This is a genomic window from Psychrobacter sp. DAB_AL62B, from assembly GCF_028895345.1.
GTDB lineage: Bacteria > Pseudomonadota > Gammaproteobacteria > Pseudomonadales > Moraxellaceae > Psychrobacter.
In genome coordinates this window covers 141,523-165,550 of record NZ_SAXC01000006.1, presented here as the reverse complement: position 1 = coordinate 165,550, position 24,028 = coordinate 141,523, and the positions used below count along the sequence as shown (strand labels likewise).

General features: G+C 42.2%; 23 protein-coding genes and 1 pseudogene. 12 read left to right on the top strand and 12 right to left on the bottom strand.

Translation table 11 applies throughout. The annotated features are described in order from the left end of the window. Nucleotides 1-333: 333 nt before the first annotated feature. Nucleotides 334-1,017: a RadC family protein gene (gene radC, locus EPB74_RS09650; protein ID WP_274903986.1), complete on the bottom strand. Its 684-nt coding sequence runs from the start codon at nucleotides 1,015-1,017 to the stop codon at nucleotides 334-336. A 128-nt stretch (nucleotides 1,018-1,145) separates the two neighbouring features. On the opposite strand from radC, the gene coaBC reads away from it, so the two are divergent. Continuing rightward, on the top strand, nucleotides 1,146-2,531 hold the full coding sequence (coaBC, locus tag EPB74_RS09645) for a bifunctional phosphopantothenoylcysteine decarboxylase/phosphopantothenate--cysteine ligase CoaBC (protein WP_274903985.1): 1,386 nt from the start codon (nucleotides 1,146-1,148) through the stop codon (nucleotides 2,529-2,531). A gap of 102 nt (nucleotides 2,532-2,633) precedes the next feature. Beyond that, nucleotides 2,634-3,416, top strand: a complete 783-nt coding sequence (locus EPB74_RS09640) for a TSUP family transporter (RefSeq protein ID WP_274903984.1) — start codon at nucleotides 2,634-2,636, stop codon at nucleotides 3,414-3,416. 90 nt (nucleotides 3,417-3,506) lie between these two features. Here EPB74_RS09640 and EPB74_RS09635 read toward each other — a convergent pair whose 3' ends face one another. The 4 genes from EPB74_RS09635 to EPB74_RS09620 all read right to left on the bottom strand — a co-directional run bounded on the left by EPB74_RS09635 (nucleotide 3,507) and on the right by EPB74_RS09620 (nucleotide 6,819). Then, the gene (locus tag EPB74_RS09635) at nucleotides 3,507-3,713 is read right to left on the bottom strand and encodes a DUF2905 family protein (protein ID WP_274903983.1); all 207 of its coding nucleotides are present in this window, start codon (nucleotides 3,711-3,713) and stop codon (nucleotides 3,507-3,509) included. Between the two features lie 52 nt (nucleotides 3,714-3,765). Next, complete coding sequence (locus EPB74_RS09630) at nucleotides 3,766-4,683, bottom strand: histone deacetylase family protein (RefSeq protein WP_274903982.1); 918 nt, start codon at nucleotides 4,681-4,683, stop codon at nucleotides 3,766-3,768. A gap of 122 nt (nucleotides 4,684-4,805) precedes the next feature. Beyond that, complete coding sequence (locus tag EPB74_RS09625; protein ID WP_274903981.1) at nucleotides 4,806-5,645, bottom strand: YbjN domain-containing protein; 840 nt, start codon at nucleotides 5,643-5,645, stop codon at nucleotides 4,806-4,808. 79 nt (nucleotides 5,646-5,724) lie between these two features. Further along, entirely contained in the window at nucleotides 5,725-6,819 is a 1,095-nt protein-coding gene (locus EPB74_RS09620; protein ID WP_274903980.1) for a hypothetical protein, read from the bottom strand. Nucleotides 6,820-6,895: 76 nt separating this feature from the next. On the opposite strand from EPB74_RS09620, the gene ccmA reads away from it, so the two are divergent. The 5 genes from ccmA to ccmE all read left to right on the top strand — a co-directional run bounded on the left by ccmA (nucleotide 6,896) and on the right by ccmE (nucleotide 10,302). Further along, the gene (gene ccmA / locus EPB74_RS09615) at nucleotides 6,896-7,525 is read left to right on the top strand and encodes a heme ABC exporter ATP-binding protein CcmA (protein ID WP_274903979.1); all 630 of its coding nucleotides are present in this window, start codon (nucleotides 6,896-6,898) and stop codon (nucleotides 7,523-7,525) included. A 135-nt stretch (nucleotides 7,526-7,660) separates the two neighbouring features. Beyond that, the gene (locus tag EPB74_RS09610) at nucleotides 7,661-8,317 is read left to right on the top strand and encodes a heme exporter protein CcmB (RefSeq protein ID WP_274903999.1); all 657 of its coding nucleotides are present in this window, start codon (nucleotides 7,661-7,663) and stop codon (nucleotides 8,315-8,317) included. Between the two features lie 199 nt (nucleotides 8,318-8,516). After that, a complete protein-coding gene (gene ccmC, locus EPB74_RS09605; RefSeq protein WP_079692608.1) occupies nucleotides 8,517-9,302 on the top strand; it encodes a heme ABC transporter permease CcmC in 786 nt (261 codons plus the stop codon). A gap of 35 nt (nucleotides 9,303-9,337) precedes the next feature. Beyond that, a complete protein-coding gene (gene ccmD, locus EPB74_RS09600; RefSeq protein ID WP_089554568.1) occupies nucleotides 9,338-9,562 on the top strand; it encodes a heme exporter protein CcmD in 225 nt (74 codons plus the stop codon). A gap of 239 nt (nucleotides 9,563-9,801) precedes the next feature. After that, nucleotides 9,802-10,302, top strand: a complete 501-nt coding sequence (ccmE, locus tag EPB74_RS09595; RefSeq protein WP_079692606.1) for a cytochrome c maturation protein CcmE — start codon at nucleotides 9,802-9,804, stop codon at nucleotides 10,300-10,302. A 123-nt stretch (nucleotides 10,303-10,425) separates the two neighbouring features. Here the strand turns inward: ccmE and EPB74_RS09590 are convergent, their stop codons facing one another. From EPB74_RS09590 to EPB74_RS09560, 7 genes are all read right to left on the bottom strand, one after another. Then, nucleotides 10,426-11,274: an aldo/keto reductase gene (locus tag EPB74_RS09590; RefSeq protein WP_274903978.1), complete on the bottom strand. Its 849-nt coding sequence runs from the start codon at nucleotides 11,272-11,274 to the stop codon at nucleotides 10,426-10,428. Nucleotides 11,275-11,586: 312 nt separating this feature from the next. Then, nucleotides 11,587-12,546, bottom strand: coding sequence for a MetQ/NlpA family ABC transporter substrate-binding protein (locus tag EPB74_RS09585; protein ID WP_274903977.1), 960 nt, complete (start codon nucleotides 12,544-12,546; stop codon nucleotides 11,587-11,589). 243 nt (nucleotides 12,547-12,789) lie between these two features. Then, nucleotides 12,790-13,476 carry a methionine ABC transporter permease gene (locus EPB74_RS09580; RefSeq protein ID WP_274903976.1) on the bottom strand — a complete coding sequence of 229 codons (687 nt, stop codon included), beginning with the start codon at nucleotides 13,474-13,476 and terminating at the stop codon, nucleotides 12,790-12,792. Between the two features lie 19 nt (nucleotides 13,477-13,495). Beyond that, the gene (locus tag EPB74_RS09575) at nucleotides 13,496-14,266 is read right to left on the bottom strand and encodes a methionine ABC transporter ATP-binding protein (RefSeq protein WP_165767609.1); all 771 of its coding nucleotides are present in this window, start codon (nucleotides 14,264-14,266) and stop codon (nucleotides 13,496-13,498) included. 309 nt (nucleotides 14,267-14,575) lie between these two features. Next, nucleotides 14,576-16,681: an ATP-binding protein gene (locus EPB74_RS09570; protein ID WP_274903975.1), complete on the bottom strand. Its 2,106-nt coding sequence runs from the start codon at nucleotides 16,679-16,681 to the stop codon at nucleotides 14,576-14,578. Nucleotides 16,682-16,837: 156 nt separating this feature from the next. Further along, nucleotides 16,838-17,560: a response regulator transcription factor gene (locus EPB74_RS09565; RefSeq protein WP_079692599.1), complete on the bottom strand. Its 723-nt coding sequence runs from the start codon at nucleotides 17,558-17,560 to the stop codon at nucleotides 16,838-16,840. Nucleotides 17,561-17,893: 333 nt separating this feature from the next. Next, on the bottom strand, nucleotides 17,894-19,120 hold the full coding sequence (locus tag EPB74_RS09560; RefSeq protein ID WP_274903974.1) for an efflux RND transporter periplasmic adaptor subunit: 1,227 nt from the start codon (nucleotides 19,118-19,120) through the stop codon (nucleotides 17,894-17,896). An 822-nt stretch (nucleotides 19,121-19,942) separates the two neighbouring features. On the opposite strand from EPB74_RS09560, the gene pilG reads away from it, so the two are divergent. The 5 genes and pseudogenes from pilG (at nucleotide 19,943) to EPB74_RS09535 (ending at nucleotide 24,008) form a co-directional block, all read left to right on the top strand. Continuing rightward, nucleotides 19,943-20,320 (top strand): twitching motility response regulator PilG, encoded by a 378-nt coding sequence (pilG, locus tag EPB74_RS09555; RefSeq protein ID WP_011514416.1) that lies wholly within the window; start codon nucleotides 19,943-19,945, stop codon nucleotides 20,318-20,320. Between the two features lie 100 nt (nucleotides 20,321-20,420). Continuing rightward, nucleotides 20,421-20,783: a response regulator gene (locus EPB74_RS09550; RefSeq protein WP_079692598.1), complete on the top strand. Its 363-nt coding sequence runs from the start codon at nucleotides 20,421-20,423 to the stop codon at nucleotides 20,781-20,783. Nucleotides 20,784-20,786: 3 nt separating this feature from the next. After that, nucleotides 20,787-21,317, top strand: coding sequence for a chemotaxis protein CheW (locus tag EPB74_RS09545; protein ID WP_274903973.1), 531 nt, complete (start codon nucleotides 20,787-20,789; stop codon nucleotides 21,315-21,317). Nucleotides 21,318-21,843: 526 nt separating this feature from the next. Then, nucleotides 21,844-22,854 (top strand): annotated as a pseudogene (locus tag EPB74_RS09540) (methyl-accepting chemotaxis protein); the annotation flags it as partial. A 179-nt stretch (nucleotides 22,855-23,033) separates the two neighbouring features. Further along, entirely contained in the window at nucleotides 23,034-24,008 is a 975-nt protein-coding gene (locus EPB74_RS09535) for a CheR family methyltransferase (RefSeq protein WP_274903971.1), read from the top strand. Nucleotides 24,009-24,028 lie beyond the last annotated feature (20 nt).

Sequence of the window (24,028 nt, the reverse complement as noted above, 5' to 3'; positions counted from 1 at the left end):
ATTTTGAAATAAATATGATTTTTATTTTATATTTCAATCATTTGCTTTTATAGAATAAGGTTGATGTTTATTCTTATGTCTTGTTTAAAGCAATTAATTTTACAGGTGACCGCATAAGTGACTGCAAATGCAAATTGAATAAGTGAAACTTGAGTAGCGCAGAACAATGTATTTTCTAAATTACTTAAAGTTCCAAGCTAAAATTAAATTTAACTACTAATATGAAACAGTTGTTTATAACTATCAAGAGCGGAAATGCTACGCTGTGTCGATAATATGTATCAGGATTTTCTCATATATCTAAAAAAATAGCATTTGTAGCTAATTAGCTAATTAGCTAAAAGGCGGCAAGCAGCTCTCGGCATAAGATAAGGTTTCATTACGTCCGACAATGATATGGTCGACTAAAGATAAGTCTATTAAATCACAGGCTTTTTTTAACTCATAGGTCAAAAGATTATCTGCCGTTGATGGTGTAGCATCTGTATGAGGATGGTTGTGAGCGACGATAAGTTGACTGGCGGCATGGCTCAAAGCGTGACGTAGCACATGTTTGATGCAGACTGAGCAAGAAGAGATGCCACCTGTAAACAATATCTCAAAATTGATTAAATTTAATGCATTGTCCAAACACAGTACCGCAAAGACTTCCCGATGCTCACCGCGTAACTGAGTGCTAATGTAGTCTTTGACCATTTGCGAGCGCCCCAGTGCTTGACCAGTCTTAAGCTGACTGTCCAAATAGCGCCTGCCCATCTCAAGTGAGGCAAGTATCTGCGCGTATTTAGCCGGGCCAATACCATGGCAGGCAAGCACGGTCTCTTGAGGCGCAGCTAAGAGTTCTGCGAGGCTACCGAACTGATCAATCAGATGACGAGCCAGCTCTATGGCTGACTGTGATTGCGTACCGGTACGTAGAAATATCGCTAATATTTCGGCATCAGATAAATGGGCTGCGCCAAATTTGAGTAGCTTTTCACGCGGTCGGTCATCTTCATGCCAGTCTTTGATCGCCATTGTCACTCCTTGAAATGCAGTTGATACTCGATAAATAAGATAAATCTAGAAAACTTCCCCTAACTTATCGCATAATTGTTACTATAAGCGCAATTTTTATCTTTCAATTCTTTGCTGATGCCACGCTTATGTCAAATATCCTGCTTGCTATCACCGGCGGTATCGCCGCTTATAAATCTGCTATATTTGCCCGTCTATTAATTAAGGCAGGCTTTGAGGTGCGCGTTATTATGACCTCAGGCGCGCAAGCCTTTATTACCCCATTAACGTTACAAGCTTTGACTGGTAATGAAGTACATATCTCATTACTCGATGAGCAAGCGGAAGCGGGCATGGGTCATATCGAGCTTGCGAAGTGGGCAGATTTGGTCGTGATAGCGCCGGCATCCGCCAATACTTTGGCACGGCTTGCGATGGGTATGGCTGATGATTTGCTAACGACTGTATGTCTGGCAACGACGGCACCAGTCATTATTGCACCGGCGATGAATCAGCAAATGTGGGCGCATCCAGCGGTTAACCTAAATGTGCAAACCTTGCGTGATATGAATTATCAAATCATTACGCCAGCAAGTGGTGAGCAGGCGTGCGGCGATGTAGGCGCAGGGCGATTGCCTGAGCCGGAAGCATTATTAGACGAAGTGCTGTTGTTTAATGCCATGCAAACGACACCGCAGCTATTAGCAGGTAAAAGAGTAGTGATTACCGCAGGTCCAACGGTTGAAGCAATCGATCCGGTACGTTATTTATCCAATCACTCGACTGGTAAAATGGGTTTTGCTTTAGCGCGCGCTTGTGTTGCTGCTGGTGCAGACGTTATTTTGATTGCTGGTGGTAAAGTGGCTCTACCGACACCGCTCAACGTCACGCGCATTGATGTATTATCGGCTAAAGAGATGCTGATTGCTGCCCAGCAGTGTGTGCAAGGTACGCATAGCGCCCTACAGTATGTCTCTGAAGATGAGCAAGATGACCATCACAACCATGATCATCATCACGATGACTGTGGCTGTGGTGATGAACATGGTGATGACCATACGCATTTGGATCATGATAGCTCTGCTAGTGCTAATAGCCAATATGACACGCGCGCCGCTGATATCTTTATTGCAACGGCGGCTGTAGCGGATTATCGTACCGAAGAAGCCGCCCCGCAAAAAATCAAGAAAACCCAAGATGCGATGACGCTGAGCTTGGTTAAAAACCCTGATATCTTAGCGACGATTTCGCTTGCTCATCCAGCGCTGTTTGTGGTCGGCTTTGCGGCAGAAACGCAAGATGTTGAGCGTTATGCTCGCGGTAAACTGGTTGATAAAGACCTAGATTTGATTGCTTGTAATGATGTCTCGCGGGCAGATATTGGATTTGCGAGTGATGATAATGCCATGGAGGTATTTTTCTCAGAGCATTATGAACACGATAGCATCACGCTTGATAAGGCGAGTAAAGATAAGATCGCTGAGCAGTTAGTCAGTATTATTGGCGGGGCAATCTGGCAACGTCACAGTGTTTAATGCAGTGGCTAGTACAAGGGTTAGTGCAATGATGAGTGTAAAGCCTCGTTATATAAGCATAAGTATAGAAAAAGACAGTAAGCTTTGATTGGTAAGGCTGATATGACAGGCATGATAGATGGTGATAGCACACAGACGCTATTGCTGATAGCTATCTTTGCGCTGGCATCATTGCTACATGGTATTAGCGGGCTGGGTGTGACCTTAGTGACTACCACCGCGCTTGCCAGTATGTATCCATTACCACATGCCATTGTATTAGTCATTTTTCCATCGTTATTACTCAATGCGATGACTTGGCTGGCAGGTGGCGGTCGCACGATCTGGCAAAACTTTACCTATTATGGCAGACGCTATTGGTTGCTGGCGTTAACCAGCTTACTCGGCAGTTTATTAGGTGCTAAGCTATTGCTATGGGTAGATAGCGCTTATATTTTATTGGTATTGGCAGCTGTCATTGGTTTTTATGTCTCGAGTAGTCTACTCGGCAAGCAAATTCAGCTACCAAATACCAAGCCTGTTCTCATTCTCGTTGGCTTTAGTGCAGGTATTATTGGCGGCGCGACCAACGCCATGTCTACCATACTGATGATGTACCTATTGTCTGCCAGTAACGATAAAAATACCATCGCTAAAGTCGGTAACATGTGCTATTTCTTGGGTAAAATCGCCCAAATTATCGTCCTGCGCGAGCCTATTATGGCGCTTAGTAGTGGGGAATGGCAGCTGATTACCTTCCTAAGTGTATTGTCTATCACTGCGCTTTTAATCGGCATTCGCTTGCGTCGTTATTTACCGCAAGCCCGTTTTCGCCAGCTTATTTTATTGATCCTAACCGTACTTGGTATTCGTGTCGGTTGGCAGGGTATTACAGCTTTTTTATAGAGGAGTTATAGATTAGTCGTGTAGGGCGCTATTCCCAAATTGGCGCAGCATATGGTTGGTGCAGCGTATTCCACCATCTGAACTGATTATTTAGCGATTAAATAAATTTAACACTATAGTGGCGATTATACTGATTATTATCATGGTTACGACCGGAAAATAAACGCTAGTATTGCCTGATTTGTGTTTAATATCTCCTGACATATTACCTATCCACGAAAACGCGCTTGGAAATATTAGCCAGATAATTCCTATAAGAATCAAAATAAACCCGATACCAATTAATATTTTTGCCATATAAAAACTGCCTCGTTACGTTATTTCGCATCGCCTATTAATCCGCTAATCATTAATCAGCTGTTTTATCAAAAAATATCTGCTGCGCCAGCCGAAAGGTATTACAGTGCGCCTCAACCACATCTTCGATATCTTCTGAATAACCGCCGCCCATGACGATAGCCACTGGAATATTGGCTGCTTTTGCTTGGCGTAAGACGTATTCATCACGAGCCTTGCACCCTTCTATCGTTAGTCCCAGTTTACCCAGCTTATCCGTTGCTAGGACATCTACCGCAGACTGATAAAAAATTACATCTGGTACAAAATCAGCGATTAAACGTGGTAGCGTTTCTTGTAGAATCTGTAAATACTCCGCATCACCGGTATCGTTATCTAGCTCAATATCTAAGTCTGATACTTGTTTGCGAAATGGATAATTCTTTGCGCCATGCATACTAAAGATAAAAACGCGTGGCTCATCTGTCATGATACTAGCGTTACCATTGCCTTGATGGACATCTAAATCGACCACTAAAATCTTTTGCGCCAATCTACGATTTAATAATAAGTTGCTCGCAATACAAACATCATTAAAGACGCAAAACCCTTCACCGTGGTCGGCAAACGCATGATGAGTGCCGCCCGCGACATTCATTGCCACGCCATATCGCTGAGCATAAAGGGCACATTCATAGGTTGCGTGCGCAATGTAGCGACCACGCTCTACCAGTTCTGGCGTCATCTCAAAGCCGATAGCTCGAGCTTCTTTTCTTGGCAACGTTTGGGTCTTAAGCTTGCACCAATACTCTTGCGTATGGGTGGTTAAAATCTCAGCTTCACTCAAGCGTGCAGGCGCAAAAAAATTATCGGCGCTGATAGTGCCTTCTGCCAATAGGCGCTCAGGAATCATGGTGTATTTTTGCATCGGAAAGCGGTGTTTTTCGGGCACTGAATAACGAAAAATGTCAGAGTAGGCAATTTTTAGCATAATGTTGATGATTTTCTAAAGGTTTGGTTTTTGAAAGAGGTGTTTTTAAAATACTGGCCTTGAAAGCATGGCTTTTCAAATAACATATTGAGCGCAAGGTGATTGCTAAAGATAGTGATGTTTTATTGCACAAATTGAGTTGGCAAAAAAAACGTTCGTGAGTCTGCTTGTTGGCGTAGCTGCGCCAATAAGGTTTGCAACTCTTTAGCAGGATCTTGGTTGCTGATCAAATCACTAAATATCTCATAGGTAACCGTCGTCATTGCGACAACACTTTGCAATAAATGCTCAATGATATCGTCATCAATACCTACTGCTTCGATATCGATAGCATTTTTGTAGCGTATCTCGCCATCGTTGATATCCATTTCTAAGTTGCCAATCAACATATCATAATTAATTTGGGTGATGAGAAGCATGGCGGCACTTTGATGGCTCTCTGGTATTAAAAATGGCAAAATACCATAGACTGCCAGCAGATTGTTTGTCTCTTGCACACGAAACAAATAGCCACAATCGAGCTGCTTATTTCGCATCCTTAAAAATAAATGGTGCAACTGTTGGCTATCGTTGTTTGCAGGTTGATAATGGGTATAGTGCCAATCTTTGCCATTAAAATACTGTTTAAGGTAATCGACAATAGATATACCGTCATTACTATGTAGCTCCGAGGTACTCTTAATATCAATATAAATGTCAGTGTCAGTGTCAGTTTCAGCATCAATATCCGTAGCAACACTACTAATAGAATTGCTATCAGACTTGCTATTAGAATTACTAATATCCGCATTATTAGCCTTTACGCTATAATTCTCCGCTTGCGACGTATTGCTCTCATTATCAACCTTGGCTGCCGGCGTATCCTCAGGCGTTTTCATTTCATCAATAGCAGACTGCACAGTCGATGCTGTGAGCAGCTGTTTAATTTTTTGCCATAAGTTGAGCTTAGTACGTTGACTCATAAATATTGTGCTAGCCAATAAATGATTGATAGTAAGGGTTAACAATAAAGCCGGATAAGCAATCTTCTAAAATAGTGAATTAATCGTCACTAAACACCAAACCCTCTTTGATGTTAGGCTGCGCATAAAATGCTTGTAGCATCTCACGGATATGTGCCGTCACCCATGGGCTTTCAAGAGCGTCATTTATGATAGGCAGTAGGGTGGTCCTCAATTGCATTATCGCCTGCTCGTCGATATGCAAGCTTGTTGCCACGGTAGCAATAGTATCGGACTGATGATTGCTATACCAAGTATCGACGCTCGCCGCGACTAAGCTATGCAAGTAAGGTGACAAACGCAGGCGGTTATAGCTTTGTTGGATGCTGGCTTCGATATGATCAATACTGCTATCGTTCGGCTCATTACGCAAATAGGTCTGTATTTCGCTAATCGGCTGCTCTTTAATTCGTGCCCAGCCCGTGACTATCAATCGCGCAACTTCTTCATTTGATAAATGCGCTTGAGCATTTACTTCTGCTCGCCGAGTCAAATCTTTAATATTCCGGTGCAGATACGTTTGCAACTTCTCATCGAGGTTTTTGTTGGTGGCTTTTTCAAAAGAGCTGCGCCCAAGCTTCATGAGTTTACCGACACCGCCTGCTTTATCTAGCGTATTTTCCATAAAGTCGTTGATGGCGTGATAGAGCGTTTGTGTTAGTAAATCTGCAAATGTGTCGTTACCGACCAGCGTATGAATCAATATATTACGCTGCTCATCATGACTACCAACATAGCCAGCAAGAATCTCAACCTGAGTGTCATCAATCAATTCAGATAAAGGCATATTGTCATTGACTGGATGATAAATAACAGTATGCAAGATATCGCGGATATCTTTACGCAGCACATCACTTAGCGGATGATTCAGTAGCCAGTCATTAATCAGATGCTGCAAATCATCAGCGCTGACATATTTACTGAGTGGCTGCGCGCCTAACCACTGCCAAGCTTCTATACTGAGCGGTTCAGCTTGCTTACGCAGCCATTGCTGCATAAAAGCAACTTGCGCATCGATTAAGCTGTCTAGTGTTAACGCTTGTGGGTCTAAGTTTTGGATATCTTTTGAAGTCTGCATAGGTTTTGAGGTCATAGTAATCGACAATTTGTTATACTGTGTGGTTGTGGTAAGCATAAAGTATTATGCCATGAACATCGTCTTTGTTTGTGATGAATATCGACTGCTGCTTAATAAATAATGTGAGGTTTGGATGACGGCTTTGAATACAGCCTTACTTGCGCTTGATGAGCTGACGGTTCAGCGCGGTGAAATCCCGTTATGTGAAGGGGTTGCACTCAATCTAGCAGCTGGCAGTATTTGCCATTTAGTGGGTGCCAACGGTACAGGTAAGACGACGTTACTGATGCAGCTGGCTGGATTGTTGCCAGTGCTGGAGGGTGAGGTTTATTACCAAGGAGCAGCAAGTTTGCCTATTCAGCCTTTATATGTCTCGCACCAGTTGGGCATTCACCCAAATCTCACCGTTGCACAAAACCTAATCTTTCTGCTGAATTTATATGGTATCACACCTAGCACCGCTGATATTGATGACGCCCTAGCTTGGGTAGGGTTGCAAGGCTTTGAGACTATTAGCTCAAGCCATTTATCTGCTGGACAAACCCGCCGTATCACCCTTGCACGGCTATATTTATTGACGCCTGAAGTGACGCCTTTATGGTTACTCGATGAGCCCTTTACCGCGCTTGATGTCGATATGGTGGCACGAATGGAAGACAGGTTACGCGATTTTTCTAATACTGGCGGATCGATATTAATGACCAGTCATCAAGCAGTGGGCGTTGCCAATCAAGTGCTCGATTTGTCAGATTACATGGTATAAATACTAGCAGTATAAGTGCGATAAGTATAAGTGGAAGGATGGATAATGACAGATGGCTCAATACAAGAAAACCCCATACAGCCAGTCAATAAAAGCTCAAATGCTAACGCAACCGATGTGCGTGGTATTAGCTTTATGCAGCTTTGGCGACGCGAATGGCAAGTTAAGCAGCAAGGTGCGGTGCAATGGTTGTATCCTTTGGTGCTGTTTTTAGTAATTATTACCTTGTTTCCGCTAGCGGTTGGTAGTGAGCCTGCTTTATTGCAACGCCTTGGGGTATCGGCGGTATGGATTGCCGCTTTGCTGTCACTAGTGATGGGTGTCGATGGCTTGTTTAAGCCTGCCCTTGATAATGGCACACTTGCGCAATTAGTCGTCGCAAAAGCCTCGCTGCCGCTCTGGGTGCTTATCCGTTTAGTGATTCACTGGGTATTTAGCAGTGGCATTGTAGCCGCGTTAAGTTTACTTGCCGTGCCCTTATTTCAGCTCAGCTGGTTTGAAGCGTGGATATTGATGGCTTCTATTGTCACCGGTAGTCCGATGCTGCTGATGTTATCAGCCGTTGCGAGCAGTTTGACCTTGTCATTGAAGAATGGGGCAGTATTGGTGCCTTTGATTGCCTTGCCAATGCAGTTGCCGGTCTTGATTTTTGCCACCGGTGCCGTTGATTTATTTGCCAGTGGCCTCAATGGGCTGCCTATTTTAGCCTTGTTATTAGCAGGCAGTATCATCTCAGTTTTGGTCATGCCATGGGTGATTGCGATGACCTTAAAAATGGCGTGGCTCAATTAAAAATAAAAAATGGTGTGCTATAAAAAGCCTTTATGTTAACAGCATGGTGAAAATCGGCAACTTTGCTATAATAGCCTATTAAACAAACAGTCAGCTGTAGATTCTATTCAGCCTTTAACGCCAGCAGGGTAGCGAATAATAGCGCCAATGGCGTGTTATATCGACTATAACCAACAAGCTATGCAATAGGTTCATTCTCATGCCCAACAATAATGTCTCATCTCCTAGCCTGTGGCAACGTATTTGGCAAGTTTTCTTGACCACGGTGGGTACCAAGCAGTTTTTTCGAATCTTTGCGCCTTGGGTCAAGTGGCTAGCGATATTAGCCGGTATCTGTCTGCTCATTGGTAGTGTTTGGGGTTTAGCCTTTGCGCCGCCCGATTACCTACAAGGTAATAGCTATCGTATTATTTTTATTCATGTTCCTGCTGCTAGCCTGGCCATCTCCATTTATTTCGCTTTAGCAGTGTTAGGGGTAATTTATTTAGTCTGGAAGATTAAAACAGCCAGCCTTGTGGCGCAGGCACTTGCTCCCATGGGCTTTTTATTATGCGTAATTAGCTTATTGACTGGCTCGATTTGGGCAAAACCAACATGGGGCACGTATTGGGTTTGGGATGCACGTTTGACCTCGATGTTGATTTTGGCGTTTTTATATGCGGGCGTCATGGCATTATTTGCCGCTTTTGAGCATACTGCCAACCGTGGCAAAGCGGCGGCTATTCTATCTATTGTCGGTGCCGTGAATCTGCCTATTATTAAATATTCGGTACAGTGGTGGAATACTTTACATCAAGGCTCGACCTTTACCTTAACCGCAGCACCAAAAATGTCTACTGACATGTGGATGCCATTGTTGCTAATGATGATTGGTGGTTATTTACTGGTAGCAACATTGGCGATTTACCGTACAAATACCCTAATTTTATACCGTGACCAAGGTAAGGCATGGGTGAAAGAATACATTCGCGGGCAAGCCAAATAAACATCGACAAACCAAATAACGGCTAGGAAAATATAATGCAGCCTTACTTTTATAGCGTATCTGAATTTATCGCCATGGGTGAGCATGGTGTGTTTGTCTGGTCATGCTGGGCAATTACCGTTGGCGTGATGTTGGTTTTTATTATATATAGTCGCAGACAAAGACAAGCGTTGATAAAGCAACTGACTATTCAACAAGCGCGGCAGGCACAGCGCACAGCCAAACCTTCTGTACCTGCAACTAAGCACTCTGCTTCGTAAAAACAACCCAACCTCATTGTTTTGGCTCATTATATCGTCACATCCTAATGGTAAATATATGACCTCATCAGTTGCGATGGGGCTTATTGATTTATGCAAAAAATGCTACCATATAGGTATTAGAAGAGTACGATTAGAAAGACATTTTTAGAACGTTTTTCTAATGGTAGTTTCTTTAATACTTTCTGTTTTATAGATTAATAGTTTATAAAATAGTGATTCACCAATGAGGTAGTGGTATGAACGCAGTTCGTCGCAAAAAACTGATGTGGGTTATGTTTACGCTTGCAGGGGCGGCGATAGCCGTGGTGCTGGTTATTTATGCCATTGGGCAACAGACCGACTACTACTTTGACGCTACGTCCATTGCGCAAGGTGAAGCACCCCAAGATAAACGTATTCGCGCCGGTGGTATGGTAGTCGCTGGTAGTGTCCAGCGTGCGCCAAATGACCCTTTGAGCATTGAATTCGCTATCACCGACTTTGAATCGACAGTGCCAGTGACTTACCAAGGTATTTTGCCGGATTTGTTCGCTGAGAATTCAGGGGTTGTCGCTACCGGTAAAATGCAAGGTAAGACCTTTGTCGCAGGCGAAGTATTGGCGAAGCATGATGAAAACTATATGCCACCAGAAGTTGCCAAATCGATGAAGGAAAACAATCGTATCGGTGCAGTACCTTCTTCTGAGCAATACAATCCTGCTGAAAAGATTCATGAGACTAAAACTCTGCAGCAGTAGTTTTTCTAAAAAGATCATGGTTAAGTGGCAAAATTAGTACTTAAGTAATGAAAGCTATAAAAAAGCCAGCGATATTTAATCGCTGGCTTTTTTTATTCATCATGCTTAAATAATTATTAGCGCTTAATCATCCCACTCAGGAGAATAGTCTGGATGCTTAATTTTACGACCATCAGCACGAGCTAAGCCGCTTATTTTCTCAATCTCATCGGCACTCAATTGCACATTGATAGCGTCTAGATTACCTTGCAGATGATCGGGGTTAGATGTCTTTGGAATAGCGATACGGTGCTTATCTGATAGAATCCAAGCCAACGATACTTGTGCGGGTGTAATACCATGCTTGTCAGCAATTTCTTTAATGATTTCATTATCAAAGACATCACCACGTGCGAGTGGCGAGTAAGCTTCTAATAAAATATGATGATTGTTTAAAAAAGTTTGTAAGGTTTTTTGCTTAATAAAAGGATGAAACTCGACTTGGTTGACTACAATTGGCACATCAGCATATTTCTCGGCTTCAATAATATGGGCGATATTAAAGTTAGACACGCCAATATTGCGAGTCAGTCCCTGTTTTTGTAGCTCGCATAGCGCAGGAATGGTTTCAGACAATGGCACGCGGTCATCTGGCCAGTGTAATAGTAGCAAATCAACGTAATCCGTATCTAGATTCTCTAAAGAACGCTTGGCTGCGGCGATGAGTTTTTCTGGCTCAAACTTCATATCATCAGGGAATATTTTCGTCGTTAAAAAGAACTTATCGCGAGCGACGCCTGATAGCTTAATACCTTGTCCTACTTCCTTTTCGTTGTCATAAGCTTGAGCGGTATCAATATGCTCGTAGCCCATTTTTAGACCTTGGCTGACCACATCGATACAGTCCTGACCGGTTGACTGCCAAGTCCCAAGCCCGAGTACCGGAATGTTTGCTTGTCCAGCAGTGCGAATATTATAAGTTTTAGCACGCATATTATTATCCTTGTTGTTTTTTTGATTTATTAATAGCTGGTGTGATTTATTAATAGAAAAATAAGTAGTGGTATCCTAATTTCTATTTAGCCTATCCACTATAGAAAAAATCAGTCGTCAGCGATAGTGCGAGTGACGCTTTCCTACAAACCACAAACAGGCTGTAACGTCATTTTTAGTAAATGATTGTGTATGCAACAAAGTCTTGACCAAAAAAAGCCCATTATTTAAAAATAATGGGCTTTTGCTATTAGGACTTTTAGAGCGGTTAATTAATGCAAATTAACCGTTATTAAGCTATTAAACGGTCGATTATTTAGTAGCAGCTTCTGCTACTGGTGCAGTGTCCGCTGTAGGGGCAGCGGCATTATCAGCACCCCAAATTTTTGGATATTTATAGCCAGGGAAGCTATCATGGGCATACTTTTTAAAGGTATCTGAATTATAAGCTTCAGTGACGTCTTTCACCCATTTTTTATCTTTATCTGCAGTTTTGATGGCTGACCAATTCACATAAGCAAAGCTTGGCTCTTGGAATAGTGCTTCTGTCAGCTTGATACCAGCATCGGTGGCGTAGTTACCATTAATGATAGCAAAGTCTACCTCATCACGCGCACGAGGTAACTGTGCTGCTTCTAATTCGACGATTTTGATATCGTATTTGCTATTATCAGCGATATCAGATTTTGAAGCAGTAAGAGGATCGATATTGTCTTTTAGGGTGATCCAGCCAAGTTCATTCATCATCACTAAAGCACGAGCAAAGTTACTTGGGTCATTGGGTGCAGAGACGCTCATACCCTTAAATACATCGTCGATTTTAGTCTTTTTACCTGAGTAAACACCTAGCGGGGCAGTAGGTACTTGAAAGACTTCTACTAAATCAAGATTATTTTCTTTCTTGAAAGTATCTAGATAAGGCTTATGTTGGAAGATGTTGATGTCTAAATCGCCATCTGCCAAAGCAATGTTTGGGCGGACATAATCGGTAAAAGTCACCAACTCAACTTCATAGCCTTGGGCTTCTAATGAGCCTTTTACTTGATTACGAACCATATCTGCAAAGTCACCTTCGGTCGTACCGATGATGATTTTGCTATGTTCAGGATCGATATCACTGGTCGCCGCAGTTTCCGCACTAGCGCCTTCAGTAACGGGCTCTTTGGTGGCTTCTGGTGCTGATGAATTGTTGCAACCGACCAATACTAGGCCTGATACGCCAACAGCTGCAAATGCAGTCGCCAGCTGACGGCTGATATCTGTTAATTTCATGGAACTTCCTTAATAAGGGATAGGGATATAGGGAATAAAATATCGAGATTAAAAATGCAGCATTAAAAAAGCAACATTATGAATAGTAATGCTGCTAAGTTAACGGTTGTTAAGATAGTATCAAAATTAAAGGGAATCAGTTACAAAGTCAAGCATTTGCTTAGGATGAATCGGCATTAAACCCTGAGTATTATTCATAATAAGGGTTTCTAGACTACCAATAGCTGATGCTATCAGCCGATTTTAACGTTTATCCAAGCGAGTTGCTATCCAATTGCCAGAAGCCTGAATACCGATAACCATAATCGATAGCATGATGACAATAAATACCATGACCTCAGTTTGGTAGCGATAGTAACCATAACGAATGGCTAAATCACCCAAGCCGCCACCACCAATCATACCGGCCGCTGCGGAAAAAGAGAGCAAGCTGATACAGAGAATCGTCACGGACAATACCAGTCCGGAGCGCGCTTCGTTGAGCAAAACTTTGATAATGGTCAGTGGACGGGCACCCATGGATTCGGTCGCTTCAATGATACCACGGGGTACTTCACGTAAGTTTTGTTCGACCAGGCGTGCAAAATAGAACGAGCCAGCAATCGCCAATACCAACGATGCCGCGATTGGTCCAATACCTGTGCCAACGATGGCTTTGGTAAAAGGGCTCATCGCGATCATCAAAATCACGAATGGAAAAGCGCGCATGAAGTTCGTGATGCCGCCAAGCACGCCATATAGCGTCTTGTTTTGCAAAAACTGCCGATCGCTGGATAAAAATAAGAATATCCCAAACAGACCACCGATAAGGATGGCTACTGTTGTTGAGATACCAAGCATAATAAAGGTATCTACAAACGCTTGCCAAATCTCTTTACGCAGTACGAGCAGCTTATCTATGGAGGCGGATAATTCAGCACCGGTTAACATGTTTATTTCTCCTGCCTCATTAGTCTTCGTGGACTAAGCCTTTGCCAATTGGGGTGGTGGCCTGAATGAGACCGTCGCGTATATCTGCGACTTCGAGTAATTGTCCTTGATGTAACAATGCTGCGCGATCACATAGCCTGCGAATGACGCTCATCTCATGGGTCACGATGACAATGGTCACGCCAAGTTGTTCATTAATATCACGTAGGCAGCTCAATAAGCTGCGTGTCGTCGCAGGGTCAAGCGCACTGGTAGGTTCATCGGCTAATAGGACTTTAGGACTTGGGGCAATAGCGCGGGCGATACCGACACGCTGCTTTTGCCCACCTGATAGCTGCGCAGGGTAATGGTTGGCACGGTCGGTCAAATCAACTATTTCTAAGCAATCCATGACACGCTTATAAATATCGCGACTAGGATAGCCGGCTACCGTTAAATTAAAGGCGACATTTTCAAAGACAGTGCGATTGGACATCAGGTTAAATTGCTGGAAAATCATACCGATATTGTGCCGAGCAATACGTAAATCACTGGCAGATAATGTGGTCAAATCAGTGCCATCTATAATCACTTGACCTGAATCCGGACGCTCAAGTAAATTAATCAGACGTAAGAGGGTAGATTTACCAGCGCCCGAATAACCCATCAAACCAAAGATTTCGCCTTGCTGAACAGTTAGTGACGTCGGCTCGACAGCAGTAAACCAATGTGGCTTGCCGTCTTTATCTTTTATAGACCGGTCACTTAAAAAACTTTTGGTCACATCGTTTAAGACAATCATGTCACTCATGGAGGGCTCAAAATTCAATAAATATTTTTAATAGTCATGAAGCTGTTGCAGTGTCTCTTTATAGTAGAGACCTGCGTTAAAAACAACCTCAATAACCCTAGAATAAGGGGCGCTAATATAGCATATTATCGGGTGTTTTGGATACGGACATCCATCACTGGCTGATAATTCCAGTTTGGTGTGTATTTTGAATGCGTCTTTTTTATTTTGAACAGACTGTATCTATATCAAATGAGATGTGGATGACATAGATAAGCGGTTAGCATGAATGACATAGCATCTGACATTTTATAGTATGAGCTTGCAGAGTCAGTCACGGTTATCATGGTAATTATAATGAGGGTCTTGTTTGACAGGTAAGACCACTAAAAATCGAGTATGACCATTAATAGTGTCAGTGATGATACGCCCTTGATGGGCGGTGACAATTTGCGCAACCAATGATAAGCCAAGCCCTGAGCCTTTATTCTTTTGCTGTAAGCGCACGAATGGACTAAAGACTTCTTCGCGTTTATTTTCAGGGATACCCGCGCCTTCATCAATCACTGCCATGACAGCATATTTTGGTAGTGGACGTGTTGGTTCGGCTTTAGGTTTCTTCAAATGCTTGCTAAATAGACTTTCTTTAAGTGTGACACCGTTCTCTTTAGAATTGCTTTTAGTATCCTCTTTCACAGCAACAGGGTTAGTTTTGCTAACCTTGTCACCATCTTCTTTGTTGTTATTTATAGACTTGCTATCGATATCATTATCTACAGAGATTACAGAAGGTTCATGATTTTCAGGAACGGCACGCCACATAACTTTTTTAATTTTATCCGTCAAATCGGTAGTAAAGTTATGGTAATTGGCAATTAGTGAAGGTTTAGCAATAGTTTTAGACTCATCTATAGCGATGGTAGGTTCTGTTGTGTCCTGCTGGTGCGTGATGCTGGTGCCGATACTATCGTCAGCTGTCTCTATGCCATCATCATTATCAATATTAACATCATTATTAATGACCACGTTTTCACCATTTTTATAGATATCTGGTGCGGGTAACGTCGTTAGATGCTCGCTGGTTTCTACTTTTGGCTTATGGTTGGCGGCACTAAAAGAGTCATCAAGATTTGATAGAGTGTGTAGATTATGCTTATTTTCTTCAAGACCATTAACACTACTAGGCGCCTCATCATAGGAGTCAAAATCTGAGCTGTTATAATCAGCAAAGCTACTGCATAGCACTGTTTGTAATAAAAAATCAGGGATTTCGTCAGCTTCATCAATCGTTTGCACGCCATAAAGCAGTACCGTTACTGGAGGCTTACCGTGCAGCATGGCATTGGTTAGTAGGTTGCGAATTAAATGAGTAAGCATCGATGATTGACCATCAATCGCAATATGCTCACCGATTAAAGTCGCTTCAGGATAGTGTTGTCGCTCTTGATTAACCAAGTCATACAAGTCTAAATGTTCAACTTGCTGTAAGGCATGACCAGCGTCTAAGCGGCTCACTAGTAAGATACTTTCGACCAAATCATTGAGACCCGACAAGTCGCGATTAATCGCTTGGGCGCGCTTATCAAACTTTTCTTTGGTATCGGTTGGCAGAGCGCCAGCTAGCATATCCATCATCTCAATCTGCAAGCGAATGCGAGTGATGGGGGTGCGCAGCTCGTGAGAGGCGTGCGCTAGTAATAAATTATTGGCATCGATAAGATGTTCAATTTTTTGTGCGGCTTGGTTAAATCCGCGTGCGAGCGAGGCAATTTCATCATTACCACGGGCATTGACTCGTACCGTAAAATCGCCATCACCGAGCTGAGCCATCTGCTGACTCAACTGATTGATGCGCCAAGTGATGCTACGGGCAATCCACCAAAGGACGCCAGCCATAATCAGTAGTAGTAGCAGCGTACCAGTAAATAAATTCAGCGCCGCAGAGAGCACCGGTTTTTTAGGTGGCAAGCGTGATTCATACAATAGTGTATAGCCTGTACTACTATAGACTTGGGCTTGCTTGGTCGGTGAAGTCTCGGCAAATGAAGGAAATACACGTGACAATAGGGAAGGCGGTGCCGGTAACTCTAACGGCAAATCGCTATTGTCCGTTTGCATCAGCAAACGACCTTCGCTGTCATATAAGCCCATCTTTGCCTGTAATGATTCATCAAAGATATCAAAGCTTTTTTTGACTACCGCCAGCATAAAGCGTGACTGTAAACGATTGTCCTTGCTCACAGCGATGTTTAGCTCATGCAAAAACGGGTCGATTTGTCCTAAAATTTGCGTCGCCAATACCTCTGAGCGGATACCAGCATCTTTGTCATGTACCAGCTGCGTCAATAGCACCATCGCAACGGCAAATAAGATAAGTGCCAGCATAACACTGGCAAATAGCTTAGCAAATACGGAACGAAAACCCAATTGCTGCATTAAATCATCTCTATTATCAGGCGCTTATATCACTTTATGCTTATATTGTTTTATATATGCAAGCATAAAAGGGGTATCATAAGTATGATACCCCTTTTAACGAACAGCTTTAAAGCAGTTTAACTTTTTATTTACTACTGACTTATTTACTACTGACTAAACCTGATCGGTGGCAAATTGATAACCGACGCCGCGAACCGTAATAATACGTTTTGGCTGACGTGGATTGTCTTCAATTAAAGCACGCAAACGTGAGATATGCACATCAATCGCGCGATCAATATTGTCTGAGCTGTCATCGTTTGGCATCGCTTGCCACAATTGTTCTCGGTTCAGCACTTTGCCAGAATGAGTAGCGAAATAATGTAGCAACTGGAACTGATGTGTCGTCAAGCGTACGGGCAGATCATCAATAGTGACTTCATGACTGTCAGGGAAGACGCTTAAGCGACCAAAAGTTAAGCTATCCGATTGACTATCCGCTTGGTTGGGCTGCTCGTGACGACGGATGACCGAACGAATACGCGCCAAGAGTTCACGCGGCTCAAATGGTTTTGATATATAGTCATCAGCCCCCATCTCTAGCCCCAGCACGCGATCTGTCGTGTCGCCTTTAGCGGTGAGCATAATGATAGGGACTTTATTGGTCATATTATTCTTGTTGCCGCGAATTTTTTGGCAAACTTGCATACCATCCATATCAGGCAGCATAAGATCTAGCACAACCAAATCGATATCACGTTCTTTGGTATCCAATAAATCAAGACCTTCTTGACCAAGCCCTGCATGATGGACATCATAATAATTCATGGTCAGATAATCGCTGATTAACTCTGCTAAGTCTGGATCATCTTCAATTAACAAAATCTGCTTACTCATAGTGTTTCCTCTAGTTGTTGTTATAGTTTGTCTAAATGTACTTTTTGAATTTAAAAAATTATCAGATACCCTTAATTTTCAATGACTCTAAATCTTTATATTGAAAGCATTCTTAACATAAATGCTTTCAATATAAGCATGTCCAACACTATTTCTCTAGTCGCTCTGAATCATAAAACAAGAACGAATTAACATATAAATGATGTTTCTTAAAACATAAACGATGTTTCGATTAATCTAGCTTAGCATACGCTATATTGCCTAAACAGGATGTTATTAAACAAGACATGCTTTGTTAATGTTTCTACACAATGTAACTATTCACCTTTACGCTTATGAAACCATTACTTTTTTACCTTCAGATTCAATGGGTAAGTTTGCTAGACAAATTAAGCTGTCATTGCTAACGCCGGCAATTAAATACTGTTTGGTAAGTGGATCGTATTCGATTACCTCAATAGGCTGGCGTGTCAAACGTTGGTCTTGTCCTATAATCCATATATGGGCGCTCAAAGAACGAAGCGGTTTATAAGGCGGGGCATGTAATACGGTTAGGTCGACATTATGCAAAGCACGCTTAGGGACGATGGTACCGACTTCTATTTGTCCGTAGTCAACACGTCCTATCACTTTCATGCCCGGTAATATTTGATGGCGACTTACCTCGTTATTAACCACATTAACATAGACAAATAACTGTGTTGGTTGTCCCGCTGCCTTCAAATTACTGACCTGACCAGTGAATTTGTCTATCCTCTCTTCGGCGGTGAAATTGACGGTTTGTCCGACAGAGATTTGCGATTCGGCTTCAATAGGCAAGGTTGCAACAAAGTGCAATTCAGACTCATCGCTGAGCTTTAGTAAAGGTGTATCAGCAGTTATCTGTTGTCCAGCTTGGACGGACAAGTTTTCTACACGACTTGAAAAACTCGCTCGTACCGTTACCAAGTTAGAGGATTGCCTTGCAGTTGTAGCGTCTTGAACGTTATCTGAGTTCTCATCATTCTCAGTAACCATAGAATGGGTTAGGTTAGCATCGGTGTCAGCTTTTTTGCTGAGTGGCGCTGCTCGATTGGAAGTCTCTGAAACGCCAAGTTTTTCATTATCTGAGGCGATATCGTTCAAACTGACGTCGATATCGGTTGAATCATTAGGTGAGAGTGTTGGTTTGATTTGAGTTGTTTGACGTCGAACCGTAAATAAAGGCGTGCCTTTTTTCACCCATTGATTTTTGCTGACCAAAACCTGCTCTACGGTCAGCGGCTGGGCTGCAATAAGATTAACTTTCTTGATAGGCTTAATGGAGCCTTGTAATCCAAGGCTTGGCTGATAACGGGTTGGTTTTACACTTAAAATATGATCCGGTGTCATGGTAATACTATCGGCAGTGATAATAAGCGGAGTATCGACCGTTTCACTGTTTTCAGCAGTCACAGGTTCAGCAGTAGGAGGCGATGGCTGACAGCCGATAATGAGCAAGGCGCTTAATACATAGCTGCTTTTTCTTAACAGTGCAGAACGTAAAACAACAGAACGTATGGAGCGTATAGAAAATGTCATACCAATCACCATCATAAACGACCTTTTATTATATAGTGAATTTAGATGAGGGGAAATGATTACACCATATTTGCTGAGCAGCAGAGGAGGTCAAAAAATAATGATATAAATTTTACTTCTATACAGCAAGATTTGATTAACATACTGAATTTAAAAAATAAGTTGAACATAAATTCGTTAAATCGCTGGAAAAGCAGTAGTAACTGTGCTAAAACAAACATAATAAAATATATTGATACATTTTTATTACAAATGAAGATTATTCGGTAAGGTATATGCTATTTCTATATAATGCTTAGAAAGTAGCAGCTACTGAGATTAGGTTTCTGCCTATTTGAAGAATCACTAACCATACCGGCTTTTAATACAACAGCTCTTTAATACGATGTATTTTTGATGATAGTGAGCTTCTAAAGAGTTTTATCGCTATAGTTATTGGCTAAAAAATAAGCGTTTGGTCAGATAGCGCTCGAGCCGATGATTCGTCAAGTTTGTCGTAGTTAATTAATGACTGTAGGGTACGGTTGATCACTGACTATGCAGGTATAATAACGCTGTAAAAAAATTTAAAATAATGCCGAATTTACTAAGATAATTCATTATAAAGTGCGTATAGTGACTCATGGTAACGCCATGCTTCATGAGCAGGTTTCAGTAAATAAAACGTATCTATTATTACAGACAGCAAGCCAAAGTTTGCCATTCATATCAATCAAAAATAAGCCAGTTTATCAGTTGAGATGACAGTTAACTGGCTTTAAATTGATGGCTTGTATCGATGGATAGCACTACGAATAAATAGTTGTTAATAGGACAATGCAAATGGAAAATAATTTTGATGGTTTAAAAGTGATGGTTATTGATGACTCAAAAACTATTCGCCGTACCGCAGAGACGTTGTTGCAAAAAGCTGGCTGTGAAGTTGTGACCGCGATTGATGGTTTTGATGCATTGGCGAAGATTGTTGATCATAATCCAGATATTATTTTTGTGGACATTATGATGCCACGTTTGGATGGATATCAAACCTGCGCGTTGATAAAAAACAATCCTGATTATGCCAGCAAGCCAGTGATTATGTTGTCATCTAAAGATGGTTTGTTTGATAAAGCACGTGGACGTATTGTTGGTTCTGATGAGTATCTGACTAAGCCGTTCAGTAAGGATGAGCTTTTTGAGGCGATTAACCAGTATCGCTAATACTAAAAGTAGCAGTAAATTGGTTTTATAATATTGTTTCTAATCGGTTTGTTTCAATAACATATCCTAGTGGATATCATCAAAAATAAAGGGAATACCCATGACTACCGTTTTAGTCATTGACGATTCGCCATCTGAGATGGCGAAATTTCGCGACATGCTTGCTAAAAATAATTATCAAGTGTTAGAGGCGACAAATGGTGAACAAGGTTGTCAGATGGCCATTGATCATCTACCAGACGTCATCCTAATGGATGTTGTCATGCCTGAAATGAATGGTTTTCAGGCGACTCGTAAGATAACTCGTGGTAAGACGACGTCCCATATTCCTATCATTATGATTAGTACCAAAAATCAAGAAACCGATAGAGTTTGGGGTAAGCGTCAAGGCGCCAAAGAGTATATTACTAAGCCTATCGATGAAAGTGGTCTGGTCCAGATAATTCGTAAAGTAATGGGGTAGCTTGTGGCATCCAGAGGGTTTATTGAGCTTCTGCGTATAGCAGATTTGGCACGCGCGCGTAAAAGTGGTCGCCGCGGTGGGCAAGCGTTTGACTGGCAAGGGGTGGTATTTGAGATCGGTGGTCAACACTTAGTTGCGCCAATGGGTCAAGTATCAGAAGTATTAACCATGCCAGAATATACCAGCGTGCCTTTAGTAAAGCCTTGGATGCTCGGCATCGCAAATATTCGTGGGCGCTTGCTACCGTTAACCGATTTGTCTCGGTTTTTGCAAGTTCCTAGCCGGTTGTCGCAAATGAGCCAGCGCAAAGTCATCGTGGTCGAACATGATAATGTGTTCTCGGGACTGCTGGTAGATCAGGTTTTGGGTATTGAGCAGTTTACTAAAGATCAATATTATCCAGAAGCTATTGAGCCTAATTCGCCATTTGCGCCTTACAACCATGGCAAGTTTTTCAAAGATGAACAAGATTGGTATATTTTTATGCCGAGCTTGCTGGCACAGGATCTACAGTATACCGATGCTGCAATATAGCTATTGTTAATAAACAATCACCTCTAATAAGTATTGGTTGATTAAATCGATAGCAGAATAATAATGGCTGACATGAGCCGGTGGTATGTCAGCATTCATACAGGCTTTGTGAATCACTGTTGTTTTGATAACAATATGATTTCAGAGTCAGTCACGATGAGACTTTGACGATTGTTTGAAAGGAATACGCACGATGAGTGATGTTATAAACAACCCTGTAGCTGTTACAAATAAAACAACGGCAGATGTTAATAGTAAGTGGAGGCTGTTATTAGGGCTTTGTGCTTTAGTGAGTATTGCTTGTCTGTTTTGGCTGGTCAATTCATTATCATCGATTAGTCAATATTTAACGGATTTTAATCAATCAGTCATATTGCCAGTGATTGTATTTGTGCTAGGTATACTAGGTGTTTTATTTGCTTTATACCAGTTACTACAGCAGCGCGGTGGGTCAGAACGCTTACTCATCGAAAAAGAGACGTTACGTCGTCGCCAAGAAGCTGAAGCGGAGTCTGAACGTGCGCGCCAAATTCAAGAAGAGAACGAGCGTAACCAGATTGCGATTTTACGCCTACTTGATGAATTGGGTGATTTAGCAGACGGTGACTTGACGGTTAATGCGACGGTATCAGAAGATTTTACTGGTGCGATTGCTGACTCCGTTAACTTTGCAATTGACCAATTACGTCAATTGGTACTGGTTATTAACAGTACTGCTGATCGTGTTTCGCAGTCCTCAGAGCAAACGCAGATGAATGCTGTCGAGCTTGCTGAGGCATCTGAACACCAAGCACAAGAAATTGCTGGTGTATCTGCGGCTATTAATGAGATGACGGTATCGATTGACCAAGTTTCAAACAACGCTGCAGAATCTGCGACGGTTGCTCAGCGCTCGGTTGCCATCTCTTATAATGGGGCAGAAGTTGTACAGCGCTCTATTGAAGGTATGAACGTGATTCGTGACCAGATTCAAGAAACATCAAAACGTATCAAACGCCTTGGTGAGTCGTCACAAGAAATTGGTGATATCGTTGGTCTGATTAACGATATTGCTGACCAAACCAACGTTCTAGCATTGAATGCGGCGATTCAGGCATCGATGGCAGGTGAGGCTGGGCGAGGATTCGCGGTTGTTGCTGATGAAGTTCAACGTCTTGCTGAGCGCTCAGCGAATGCAACCAAACAGATCGAAACGTTGGTAAAAACCATTCAGGCAGATACCAGTGAAGCCGTTATGTCAATGGAATCAACGACTTCTGAGGTTGTGCGCGGTGCACGTTTGGCAAAAGATGCCGGTGAAGCACTAGAAGAAGTACAAACCGTTTCTAATACTTTGGCTGACCTTATTCAAAACATCTCAAACGCTGCTATGCAACAGGCAGAGTCAGCAGGTCACATCTCTCATACGATGAATATTATTCAAGATATTACTTCGCAAACCTCGTCTGGTACGATGGCGACGGCACGTTCTATTGGTGAGCTAAGTGAAATGGCCGCGGCACTACAAGAATCTGTGACGGGCTTTAAAATATCTGATGATGATGAGCAGTTGAATAATGAAAATACTGACCATGAGTATTTAGATATTGATGAAAGAGTATCAGACAGTATTTAATAGCTGTTGATAGCGTTTATGATTTTCTATATTGAAATGTTAACCAAATTGTTGCCTTGATCATTATCTAGACTAAGGCAGCAAAAATAATAGCAGGTTACGTGAATAATCATACTCAAAAAGGCAATATTATCATTAATAAAGCTGAAACAGTATTGCTAGAAGCTTTTATGCAAGACGATACTGAAGCGTTAATAGATGATACTGCTTTTGATACGCAACGATGGCAACGCTATATAGAGCAAGAGATTGGATTTATCTTACCCACTGTTCAGCGCAAGTGGCTGGTAAATGCCGTTAGTCAGACAGCGTTATCGTATGGGCTGACCGTTATACAGTTATGGCATCAGTTACCGCACAATGATGAGCTGCGCCAGCAATTACTAGATAAAGTATTGATTCATGAAAGCCGCTTCTTTCGCCATGTGCCTTCTATAGAGTTTGTCACAAACGATGCATTACAGCATCAGCGCCGCCAGCTTGTAGAGGGTGATACTGATGATATGTTTCGTATTTGGAGTGTGGGCTGCGCCAGTGGGCAAGAGACGTGGTCGCTTGCGATGAGCTTAGCCTCAAAACAGCTCAGCAATTACGCTATATTGGGTACTGATGTTAGTCAACAAGCAGTTACAACGGCACGCTTAGGTCAATATGACAATAGACAGCAATCGTTAATTCCGCTACGTTGCCAGCAGTTTGTGCAACCATTAAAGCCTGCAAATGCGACTAAAGAAGCAGGCTTTAATACTGCTTCTATTGAAAAAAACAAAGTAAGCAGCAGCTGTGCAGACTGGCGTATTGCGCCAATGTTAAAACCACATGTGCGCTTTGCTTTACACAATATTATGGATAAAAAACTACCTACGCCACATTTACAAAAAGTGATTGTCTGCCAAAACATGCTGCTATATTTTCGCAAATTTGATCAGCGTGATATTTTGGCGCGGCTATCAGAACAATGTGCACTAGGTGGTTATATTATATTGGCTCCAGGTGAGGCGTTATTTTGGCGTCCTTCAAATATGCGCCGTATTGCGCACCCACAGATTAATGCGTGGCAAAAAATCAGTGCCTAAATTAGCGCCTAGACGAGTTA